Genomic DNA, 370 nt, shown 5'->3' on the forward strand with positions numbered 1-370 from the left:
GGTACACCGGCAGCAACACCAGTTGGAGGACGAGGTTGTACGGCAACACGGAGGCGGCAAGCGGTACGTCGCCGTCGGCGACGTCGGTGAACACGAGGTACCAGTCCGTACACGGCGTCACGAGGAGCATGATGAGTCCGACCCAGAGCGCGGGCTGGTTCCGGAGGAAGAGGGCACCGAGCCCCACGGCGAGCAGAGGGCTCCAGACGAAGTTGACCAGCAGGCTCGACCCGACGACGCGGCGGTTGCCGAACGCTTCCCGCAGCCGAGAGAGGGGGATCCCGACGAACGCGGCGAACAGCATCACCATCAGGAACGGGACGATGAGCCGGTCGGCGACGGGGGCGACGCGGACGACGGGTCCGCCTAG

At 67.8% G+C, this 370-nt stretch carries 1 protein-coding gene; it reads right to left on the minus strand.

Translation table 11 applies throughout. The annotated features are described in order from the left end of the window. Positions 1–370 (minus strand): arsenic resistance protein (locus EXE44_RS18570; RefSeq protein ID WP_199241290.1); only part of this gene is annotated, 370 nt, incomplete at both ends.

Origin of the sequence: Halorubrum sp. SS7, assembly GCF_005435055.1 — an archaeon.
GTDB lineage: Archaea > Halobacteriota > Halobacteria > Halobacteriales > Haloferacaceae > Halorubrum > Halorubrum salinarum.